Source organism: uncultured Jannaschia sp. (genome assembly GCF_947494025.1).
Classification (GTDB): domain Bacteria; phylum Pseudomonadota; class Alphaproteobacteria; order Rhodobacterales; family Rhodobacteraceae; genus Jannaschia.
The window spans coordinates 1-224 of the sequence record NZ_CANLTQ010000203.1 but is presented as its reverse complement, the minus strand read 5'-3'; the positions used below and the strand labels follow the sequence as shown (position 1 = coordinate 224).

The following is a 224-nucleotide window of genomic DNA, read 5'->3' as shown; positions in this document are numbered from 1 at the left end:
GACGGTGTCTACTTCAAACCGCGCATGGCCGAGGAGAAGCAATGCGTCCTGGTGGTTGTCGGTGCGGACGAGTACGGTCGCAAGGAGCTGCTGGCCATGACCCCTCTCGTGACATTGCCTACGGCAATGCACTGCCGGGCAAGGGACGGCGTCCGCGAGAGCACCGAGAGCTGGCGGGAGGTGCTGCTCGACCTCAAGCGGCGCGGCCTGAAGCAGGACCCCAA

The 224-nt window shown here is 65.2% G+C and carries 1 pseudogene; it reads left to right on the top strand.

From position 1 onward, the window contains the following. Positions 1–224 (top strand): annotated as a pseudogene (locus tag Q1B08_RS21915) (hypothetical protein); the annotation flags it as partial.